Annotated in this window: 8 protein-coding genes; 5 read left to right on the top strand and 3 right to left on the bottom strand. The window is 52.8% G+C overall.

Translation table 11 applies throughout. From position 1 onward, the window contains the following. Both BM205_RS21490 and BM205_RS21485 read left to right on the top strand, forming a co-directional pair. Positions 1–814: group II intron maturase-specific domain-containing protein (locus tag BM205_RS21490; RefSeq protein WP_254783998.1), on the top strand; the 814-nt coding region annotated here is incomplete at its 5' end. Positions 815–1,296: 482 nt separating this feature from the next. After that, entirely contained in the window at positions 1,297–1,863 is a 567-nt protein-coding gene (locus BM205_RS21485) for a phasin family protein (protein ID WP_092416908.1), read from the top strand. Positions 1,864–2,334: 471 nt separating this feature from the next. Here the strand turns inward: BM205_RS21485 and BM205_RS21480 are convergent, their stop codons facing one another. Next, positions 2,335–2,700, bottom strand: coding sequence for a cupredoxin domain-containing protein (locus tag BM205_RS21480; protein WP_254783997.1), 366 nt, complete (start codon positions 2,698–2,700; stop codon positions 2,335–2,337). 3 nt (positions 2,701–2,703) lie between these two features. Then, positions 2,704–3,240, bottom strand: coding sequence for a DUF4142 domain-containing protein (locus BM205_RS21475; protein WP_371326520.1), 537 nt, complete (start codon positions 3,238–3,240; stop codon positions 2,704–2,706). 129 nt (positions 3,241–3,369) lie between these two features. On the opposite strand from BM205_RS21475, the gene BM205_RS21470 reads away from it, so the two are divergent. Next, complete coding sequence (locus BM205_RS21470; protein WP_092416906.1) at positions 3,370–4,041, top strand: helix-turn-helix transcriptional regulator; 672 nt, start codon at positions 3,370–3,372, stop codon at positions 4,039–4,041. 421 nt (positions 4,042–4,462) lie between these two features. Here the strand turns inward: BM205_RS21470 and BM205_RS21465 are convergent, their stop codons facing one another. Beyond that, entirely contained in the window at positions 4,463–4,795 is a 333-nt protein-coding gene (locus BM205_RS21465) for a cupin domain-containing protein (RefSeq protein WP_092416905.1), read from the bottom strand. Between the two features lie 224 nt (positions 4,796–5,019). Between BM205_RS21465 and BM205_RS21460 the strand changes: the two genes are divergently transcribed. Next, complete coding sequence (locus tag BM205_RS21460; protein ID WP_175511342.1) at positions 5,020–8,826, top strand: nitrate reductase subunit alpha; 3,807 nt, start codon at positions 5,020–5,022, stop codon at positions 8,824–8,826. After that, positions 8,823–10,364: a nitrate reductase subunit beta gene (gene narH / locus BM205_RS21455; protein ID WP_092416904.1), complete on the top strand. Its 1,542-nt coding sequence runs from the start codon at positions 8,823–8,825 to the stop codon at positions 10,362–10,364. Before BM205_RS21460 ends, narH begins: the two co-directional genes overlap by 4 nt. Positions 10,365–10,383 lie beyond the last annotated feature (19 nt).

The raw sequence follows: 10,383 nt of genomic DNA, 5'->3' as shown, positions 1-10,383 counted from the left end.
AGCCGGTTTCATGGAAAGCCATATCCTCTCTCCAACCATGGCGGGCACACCACAAGGGGGAATTATTTCCCCGACGGTCGCAACCATGGCGCTCGATGGCTTGCAAGCACGATTGAGCCAACAGCTGGCAAACACCGAACGGAAGCGCAGTCGCCTCCGAATGAACTTCGTTCGATACGCTGACGATTTTATTGTGACGGGCCACTCGAAAGAGTTTCTGGAACAAGAAGTCAAACCGTGTATCGACGCGTTTCTGGCGGAACGGGGTCTCACCCTCTCTGCTGAGAAAACGCGTGTCACTGCTATTGAGGAGGGATTCGATTTCTTGGGCGTGAATCTTCGTCGCTTCGGCGACAAGCTGCTCACGCGGCCTGCACAGAAAAGCATTCAGTCTCTGTGCAGCAAACTCAGGAAAATCATTAAAGACAATTCGACGGCGAAACAACATAACCTGATACAGCAACTCAACCCGGTCATCCGTGGCTGGACGCAATATCATCGACATGGCGTTGCCAAGAAAATCTTTACGGATGTGGATACGTATCTATGGCAGTTATTGTGGCGCTGGGCTACGCGACGTCATCCTAACAAAGGGGCGAGATGGATTAAGGATAAATACTTCAAGTGCATGCAACATCGGCACTGGGTATTTGCCACTACCGAAAATACGGGTTCAACGGAAATGGTTGCGCTGGTCAAGGCCCGCGATACTAAAATCCGGCGACACCTCAAAATTCGATGTGCCGCTAATCCATTTGATCCGGAGTGGGATGATTATTTCGCGCGACGCAAATACCGACGATTCCGGGACTAACCGGTTGACGAAAGAAGACTTCGAGAGGCTTGAGCGGAGTGCGGTGAAAGTCGCACGCTCCGTTCTTAGGGGACGGCGGCGCAGTAATGCGCTGCTGTTACCCGACCAATTGAAAGGTCACAGTCGACAGCTTTTTTCATGACGGTATAAGCCGCAATTTCGCGTAATCGCTGCGGCATTGTCAGATCGCTCACATAAGCTAGGCGTGGGTTCGATTTAGCTACTTCCTCTCACCTCAAGCGCACACCGCGGCCCCGCAAATATCGGAGAGGGAGTGTCTTGTCATTCAATTAATAATGCAATTGGCACTGTCAAAACTACCAGCTAGACATCTGGCAACAAAAATCTATACTCATGTTTGTGCACCGCACAATATGCCATTTAAATCCATAGCACTCTGCAGCCAACGGCTAGTCTTTAGCCACCTTTCGTCGTCCTACTAATGTTGCCTGTTTTTACAACACCGACTCCTTGGAGAAGCCATGTCTACCGTTGCAGAACAATTTTCAGCCGCCGCCAAAGCCAATTTTGAAGCTAATCTGGCCCTTTATACCGATTTCACTACCAAGGCATTTGCTGGCGTGGAAAAACTGATCGACCTCAACCTGAGCGCCGCCAAGGCTTCGCTGCACGAGTCGACCGCTACCACTCAGAAACTCTTTGCTGCCAAAGATCCGCAAGAATTTTTCTCGCTGAGCGCAGCCCTGGCCCAGCCAAATACTGAAAAAGCCATCGCTTACGGTCGTCATTTCGCCAGCATCGCTTCCGGCACACAAACTGAACTGACCAAGGCAGCGGAAGCGCAAGTTGCAGAAACCAAGCGTAAGGTCATCGAGTTCGTTGACCAGGCATCGAAAAACGTGCCGCCAGGCGCAGAAGGCGCAGTTGCGTTCATCAAATCGGCAATCGGCAGCGCCAACGCCGGTTACGAACAGTTTGCCAAGAACACCAAGCAAGCTGTTGAAACCCTGGAAACCAACGTCAACAACGCTGTCGATCAACTGTCGCAAGCCGCTACTAAGGGTGCAGCGCATTCGACCAAGAAGTAATCGGTAGGGGAAGTGATGTCCTGGCTCCAGACACGTGTTCGATTCACTCCCCCACCATTGGCCGCTGATTATCACAGGACGGTAGGGGCATGATTTACAGTCTTTTCCACAACAAAAAACAATGCTGGGGATCTAAAAAAACCGCGTAAAACGGCTTGAAGCGATGCGGGCGCCGTCCTAACAACGTGGCAATGGAACAGGCGTACTTTGGACACTCCAAAAGAAAAAGGTCTCATTTCTGAGAACCTTTTATATTTTGGTGCTGGCGGCAGAACATGAACCCGCCACCCACTGATTTCAGGTCCGAGCCAAATTTCAACAAAAACAAATAATTAAGCTAAATTTCACTCCGCAATTCCTATTTATCACACGATGGCAAAACCTTACTAGGCCTCGCTGACTAATTCTTCGCGAAACAAAGACGCCTTGAATATCTAAATTTTGCATCTGCTATTTTTTGCAAACACCCATCTATTTCACGACTAACTTCCCTCTCATCGTTGGATGGAAAGAACAAATGTAAGGGAAAACACCCCTCACCGATGCCTTGAATTTCCACGAGCGACCGGAACCGATTTCCTTCGAGTCGAAACGATGGTTTTCCGCGGTAACCGTATGAGGAAAGGCATCTTTGTTGGTCCATACAATAGTGTCGCCCGCGTTGACTTCGATTACCTCTGGTGAATATTTCATGCCCTCGATAGTGATCACATGGGTCACTGGATGAACACCCATGTCTGCCCCCAGCGCCATGCCCGCGCACGCGCAATACAGCAGCACTGAAGCAATCCATTGGCGTCGCCAACCGCCGCAGCCTGAGGAGGCAGACATATTCATGCTCTATTTCATTGATGCTTGAATTTCTTTGGCGTGTTGCAGATGGGCATCGATTGCAGGCCGGACTTTCGCGATCAGGTCTTTCAACTCGGCATTCTGGGCGCTGGGCAGGAGAGTCTTGTCAATCGCATCCAACACCGCTTGATGATAAGTAACTTCATGGTCGACATAGGCCTTGTCGAATGCTTTGCCCTTAAGCGAGTGAAGGTTTTTCAGGTTCGCCACGCCGCCTTCTTTAAGGCTCGCGCTGGTTGCGCTCTCCTCTGGCGTGACATGCAGCTTGGTAACTAAAGCGGTGGCTTGTTTGTTGACACCGGAATGGTCGGTAATCATGCGCTGCGCAAATTCTTTTACTTCCTTGTTATGCGATTTCGATTTGGCCACCATGCCGGCATTGATATCCACTGTATTGGCCGCGACCACGATTCCGGCAATCTGCGCATCGCTCGGCGCCGCCGACTGCGCCATTGCTGCCGTAGTTCCCAACGTCAACATGCCGGCGATCAAGGCGTTTATTGTCCGGTTCATTGCTGTGTTCATTTTGATCCTCATTATTCTGGTTAAAAATTCAGAATAATCATGTTAAAACACTTTGTAAAGCCTTTTATGTTTTAAGTGGACCTGTCATAATAAAGGCTGGTTTCGCCAGATGCGAATCGAGGGATGTAAATGACTGACATGATAGGAGTGCGGCACAGGGAGTTTCTTGAGCTGCTCATCAAAAACAAAACTGGCCTGACGGTTGATAATTTCTCCAAGGCTCTCGGCATAACACGTACAGCGGTCAGACAACATCTGGCTACGCTGGAAGCCAACACGCTTGTGACGAAAAGCATTACCCGGCCATCCGGAGGACGCCCGGAACAGCTATATGTATTGACCGACAAGGGAAGCAGTTCTTTCCCCCGCCAGTATTCTTGGTTTGCACAATTACTGATTGGCATGCTGGAACAGGAAGCCGGCCAGGAAGGCGTCGGCGAACGCCTCGCCGCCATGGGTGAGAACGTGGCTAAACAATTGCGCGCTAGCGGCACGGCAGGAGAGGATTTGCCCGCCAAGGTGCAACATCTGGCTGTGCTCATGGAAGAGCTTGGTTACAGGGTCAACCCCAATGCCCCAGCCGATATAAAAGGCATTCCGATTATCGAAGCCGACAATTGCGTGTTCCATGATCTGGCAAGCAAACATCCTCAAGTATGCCGGTTTGATCTTGCCCTGCTCTCTACATTTACCGACAGCAAAGTCGTCCATGAAGCATGCATGGTGAAAGGCGCGAATGTTTGCCGCTTCAGGTTCGATACTGAAGCACCAAGCCCAATTTCAGTGGATTCAACTCAATAGCCGTCCCGAGACTGCGCCCCGTATTCCTTTGGATGCCGTAATGCGATCTGGTCAATAATGCAAAGCAACGAGAATGCTGGACTTTAGCAGCGCCCGATAACAATTCGACAGGACGTCTTCTTGCACTATGCCAAACATTACGGACGGCGATATTGTTTGGGATGGATGAGTATAAGTGTCAGAACGGAAAGTCGGAAGGCGGCGGGTTCGATTCCTCGCCGCCCCATTATTACAAACCAACCCAGCCCCCCAACATACTGCGTAAACACCAGAGGTTATAAAATTTAGTCGGGCTGGAAAGGTTTCCATTTCCGCCTAGGTTTGGCGGCCTCGCTAGTCAGATAAATCCCCCCGCTCATTTCAAGTACCAGATCAGTCCGCTTCAGGCATTAAATGGCGCACTTCATCGCAATGGAACTGATTACCTTTCCAGTAGCGCGATGGTCACAAGCAAAGAGGAATTTACGATGGCAGTAAGATCATGCCCAACTCCGCCCGCTAGATAAAGCAGATCGCCTGCGCAAATTTTTCTATTTGCACCGTCGACGCCGATATCCACTTCACCTTCAATGCATTGCACCGTTATTGGCCCAGCTACCGCATGCGTCGGCATTCGCATGCCGCTAGTAAGAACGATTCGAATCACTTCAAGATGTTCGTCCTTGAAAATTGCGGCAGTTGGTGTACTGTTAATTATTTTCCCCAACGGCAATATATTTATGATGCCGCCAGATGAAAGATGTGGCATTGCCATTTGATTTCTCCTTGATGCACGGTTGAAACGGTGTGGCGGGGAACCGAGACTATGTGTCACGACACGGGAATGATCTATTTAACGACCTTCACCATCGGTTGTTCAAGCGCTGGCGCGTTATTTAATTCACAAATTTGAGGTATATCAAAAAACTGCCGGATACTTGCCAGAAACAAACTTAAAGTGCGTACAGTCGGAACCTCAAATGACAGGAGATAGATCGGATGAGCCACTTTGTTGATCGTCTAAAATACTTTTCCACAAAGAGGCCGACGTTTTCCGACGGTCATGGGGCAACGACCCAAGAAGACCGTGGATGGGAAGATTCCTATCGGAAGCGATGGCAGCATGACAAAATCGTCCGTTCGACCCATGGGGTTAATTGCACCGGGTCCTGTTCGTGGAAGATTTATGTAAAAAGCGGCATCGTCACTTGGGAAACCCAGCAGACCGATTATCCGCGAACTCGCCCCGACATGCCGAATCATGAGCCTCGTGGCTGTTCCCGCGGCGCCTCTTACTCGTGGTATCTCTACAGCGCAAATCGCCTCAAGTATCCGCTGATCCGGGGCTCGCTGCTTAGACTGTGGCGCGAAAAGCGGCAGACACTAGCGCCCGTCGAGGCATGGAGTGCGATTGTAGGAAATCAGGAGACGCGCGCCTCGTATACAAAACGTCGCGGCCTGGGTGGCTTCATTCGCTCTAGTTGGGAGGAAGTCAACGAAATCATCGCCGCGGCGAACATCCATACCATCAAACGACACGGTCCCGACCGGATAGTCGGCTTTTCACCGATACCTGCGATGTCCATGGTTTCCTATGCCGCAGGTAGCCGTTACCTGTCGCTGATCGGCGGGGTTAACCTGAGCTTTTACGATTGGTACTGCGATTTGCCGCCCGCCTCACCGCAAACCTGGGGTGAACAAACCGATGTTCCCGAGTCGGCGGACTGGTACAACTCGACCTTCATCATGATGTGGGGATCGAACGTGCCGCAAACACGCACTCCAGACGCCCATTTCATGACCGAGGTCCGATATCGCGGCGCCAAAGTCGTATCGATTTTTCCCGATTATGCTGAGGGCGCGAAATTCGGCGATATCTGGCTCCATCCGAAACAAGGTACCGATGCGGCGCTCGGACTTGCCATGGGCCATGTTGTGCTGAAAGAGTTTCACGTCGCAGGCAAGAGCGACTATTTTGCAGACTACTGTCGGCGATTTACCGACATGCCGCTGCTGGTGCGCATCGTCAAACAGGGCGACCATTATGTGCCGGAACGCCTCCTGCGTTCGGACGAGTTCGACGACGGGCTCGGCCAGGATAACAATGCCGCTTGGAAGACGGTCGCAATCGATGAACTGAGCGGAAAACTGGTAACCCCGGTCGGATCCATCGGTTTTCGCTGGGGGCAAAAAGACGGTGGCGATGCCGGAAAATGGAATCTGCGGGAAGAGGATGCCAAAGGCACGCCGATTCGACCACTTATGTCATTTGTGGCAAGCCATGACGAAGTGCTCGACGTCGCCTTCCCTTACTTCGGCAATGTCGAACATACACACTTCACGCATACCGGCCATGCCGGCATATTGCCGCGCCGAATCGGTGTACGCAAAATCGCCACTGCCAACGGCGAAGTGCTGGTGGCAACCGTATATGACCTGTTCATCGCCAACTATGGCGTGGACCAGGGGCTCGGCGGCGCCAATGTCGCAGCCAGTTTCGACGACGACGTTCCATATACTCCGGCCTGGCAGGAAAAAATTACCGGTGTCAAACGACAGGATGTGATCAACGTCGCCCGTGAATTCGCCGATAACGCCCACAAGACCGAAGGAAAGTCGATGGTCATCCTGGGCGCCGGCTTGAACCATTGGTTCAACATGGACATGAGCTATCGTTCCATTATCAATTTGCTCGTTATGTGCGGTTGCGTTGGTAAGTCGGGTGGCGGTTGGGCGCATTATGTCGGCCAGGAAAAATTGCGCCCGCAAACCGGCTGGTTGCCGCTCGCGTTCGCTACCGACTGGCACCGTCCGCCGCGCTTCATGAACGGCACCTCATTCTTCTATGCGCATACTGATCAATGGCGCTATGAAACGATGAAAATCACCGAGTTGCTGTCGCCGTTGACCGATAGCAGCAGATTCGCCGACAGCCCGATCGACTATAACGTCCGGGCCGAACGAATGGGCTGGTTACCCTCCGCTCCGCAGTTCAAGACCAATCCACTCGACATCGGCCGGGCGGCAACTGGTTTGAATGCCGCCACGCATGTTGCGCAAGGACTCAAGGACGGCTCGCTTGAAATGTCATGTGTCGACCCCGACGCGCCGGAAAATTTTCCGCGAAACCTGTTCATATGGCGATCCAATTTGCTCGGGTCGTCAGGCAAAGGACATGAGTATTTCCTGAAACACCTGCTCGGCGCCGAGCATGGCGTCCAAGGAAAAGATCTCGGTACAAGTGCTGGGCTTTTGCCCAAGGAAGTGAAATGGCACGATCAGGCCCCCGAAGGTAAACTCGACCTAGTTGTGACGTTGGATTTCAGGATGTCCACCACTTGCCTGTATTCCGACATCGTGCTGCCGACGGCAACCTGGTATGAAAAGGACGACATGAATACGTCTGACATGCATCCTTTCATCCATCCGTTGTCGACCGCCGTTGATCCAGCATGGCAGTCCAAAAGCGATTGGGAAATCTATAAGGGCATTGCGAAGAAATTCTCTGAGTTGACCGAAGGTCACCTGGGCATAGAACATGACGTGGTATTGTCACCGCTGCAGCATGACAGTCCCGGTGAAATCGCGCAAACCGACGGTGTTGCCGACTGGGGGCATAATGAATGCGACCCGATTCCTGGAAAAACGATGGGCAGCGTCACGATCGTCGAACGCGATTATCCAAATACCTATCGCAAATTCACGTCGCTCGGACCACTGCTCGATTCACTCGGCAATGGCGGCAAAGGCATCACCTGGCAAACCGGAGAAGAGATCGATCAACTTCGGGCATTGAATTACCCTGTCACAGACGAAGGCATATCGCACGGACGGCCGCAAATCCTGTCGGCGATTGATGCCGCCGAAGTGATTCTGTCGCTCGCGCCGGAAACCAACGGCGCTGTCGCGCTCAAAGCCTGGCAGGCGTTGTCCAAGCTCACCGGTGCCGATCACACACATCTGTCGCGCGCTCGCGAGGATGAAAAAATCCGCTTCCGGGATATCCAGGCCCAGCCGCGCAAGATCATTTCGTCGCCGACCTGGAGCGGGATTGAATCCGAGCACGTCTCATATAGCGCAGGCTATACAAATGTGCATGAACTGATTCCATGGCGCACCCTTTCCGGGCGCCAGCAGCTTTACCAGGATCACGTATGGATGCGGGATTTTGGCGAATCGCTGTGCGTCTATAAGCCACCGATCGACACGCGCAGCACGGTGGGAATGGCCGGCAGCCGCTCGAACGGCAATCCCGAGATCGCATTGAACTTCCTGACGCCGCATCAAAAATGGGGAATCCACAGTACCTACACTGACAATTTGCTGATGCTGACGTTGTCGCGCGGCGGACCTATCGTCTGGATTTCCGAGATTGACGCCAGAAAAATCGGGGTAATCGACAATGACTGGATCGAAGCCTTCAATCTGAACGGTGCGTTGACCGCGCGCGCGGTAGTCAGTCAACGGATTCCGGTAGGCGCCGTATTCATGTATCACGCGCAGGAAAAAATCATCAATACGCCCGGTTCGGAAATCACCGGGGTGCGCGGCATCCACAATTCGGTGACGCGCGTCATGCTGAAACCGACGCACATGATCGGTGGCTGTGCGCAACTCTCCTACGGCTTCAATTACTACGGTACGGTCGGTTCGAATCGCGACGAATTTGTGATTGTGCGCAAGATGAAGATGATCGACTGGAAGGATGAATCTGCACCTGCCGTTGCCGTCAGCGATCACCATATCCTTGCCAAGGATGCCTCGGTATTCGCCACGAGCGACGAAGAATCCGGAGAAAAACGATGAAAATCCGCGCCCAGATCGGCATGGTAATGAATCTCGACAAATGCATCGGCTGCCATACCTGTTCGGTTACCTGCAAAAACGTCTGGACCTCACGTGAGGGGATGGAATACGCATGGTTCAACAACGTCGAAACCAAGCCCGGCATCGGCTATCCCAAGGACTGGGAAAACCAGGATCGCTGGAACGGCGGCTGGAAGCGCCGCGCGAATGGCAAGCTAGAACTTCGTGCCGGCAGCAAGTGGCGCGTGCTTTCGCAGATTTTCGGTAATCCTAACCTGCCGGAGATCGACGATTACTATGAGCCGTTCACCTTCGATTACGCCAATTTGCATAATGCCCCCGACGTCAAAGTCGTGCCCGTCGCCCGCCCCCGGTCGTTGATCACAGGCAAACGGATGGAAAAAATAGAATGGGGGCCAAACTGGGAAGAAATCCTTGGTGGAGAGTTTGAAAAGCGCAAGCAGGACTATAACTTCGATCAGGTGCAGACCGATATCTACGGCGAGTTTGAAAATACGTTCATGATGTATTTACCGCGCCTATGCGAACACTGCCTCAATCCCGCTTGTGTTGCATCTTGCCCGTCAGGTGCAATTTATAAGCGTGAAGAGGATGGCATCGTCCTGATCGACCAGGATAAATGCCGGGGCTGGCGCATGTGCGTATCGGGATGCCCTTACAAGAAAATTTATTACAACTGGAAAAGCGGGAAATCGGAAAAATGTATTTTCTGCTACCCGCGTATCGAGGCGGGTCAACCGACGGTATGCTCGGAAACTTGCGTCGGGCGGATTCGCTATCTCGGCGTCCTCCTTTACGACGCTGACCGGATCCAGGAAGCCGCATCGGTAGCGGACCCGAAGGATCTGTATGAAGCCCAGCTCTCCATTTTCCTCGACCCCAACGATCCGGCCGTGCGCGAACAGGCAGCCCTCGACGGCGTACCGGACAACTGGCTGGAAGCGGCACGTCATTCGCCTGTATATAAAATGGCTATGGATTGGAAAATCGCCTTCCCGCTCCATCCGGAATACCGGACCTTGCCGATGGTCTGGTACGTCCCACCCCTTTCACCGATAAATTCGGCCGCCAATGATGGCCGGCTAGGCATGAAAGGCTTGTTGCCGGATGTCGATTCGCTGCGTATCCCGTTACGTTATCTGGCCAACCTGCTCACCGCCGGCGACGAAGCGCCGGTACGCCTGGCCCTCAAGCGGATGCTGGCGATGCGCGGCTTCATGCGCGAACGCCATGTCGAACGTAGAGAAAGTCCCGAGGTGCTCGACGAAGTCGGTCTGAATACGGCACAGGTCGACGAGATGTATCGCTATCTGGCTATCGCCAACTATGAAGATCGCTTCGTGATTCCAACCGCGCATCGCGAATACGCGGAAGATGCGTTTGACCTGCGTGCCTCGTGTGGTTTCTCGTTCGGCAATGGATGCTCGGACAGCACGCCCGAAACCAGCCTGTTTGGTGGCCGCAAGACTGTCATTACGGAACGCAAGATGATTCCGATACATCCGGTGGGAGAATAGCGTGAAAGACAACCGGCAT

The sequence above is a fragment of the Collimonas sp. OK307 genome, assembly GCF_900113705.1.
GTDB lineage: Bacteria > Pseudomonadota > Gammaproteobacteria > Burkholderiales > Burkholderiaceae_D > Collimonas.
The sequence above is the reverse complement of the archived record's forward strand: the minus strand, read 5'-3'. Positions and strand labels throughout refer to the sequence as shown.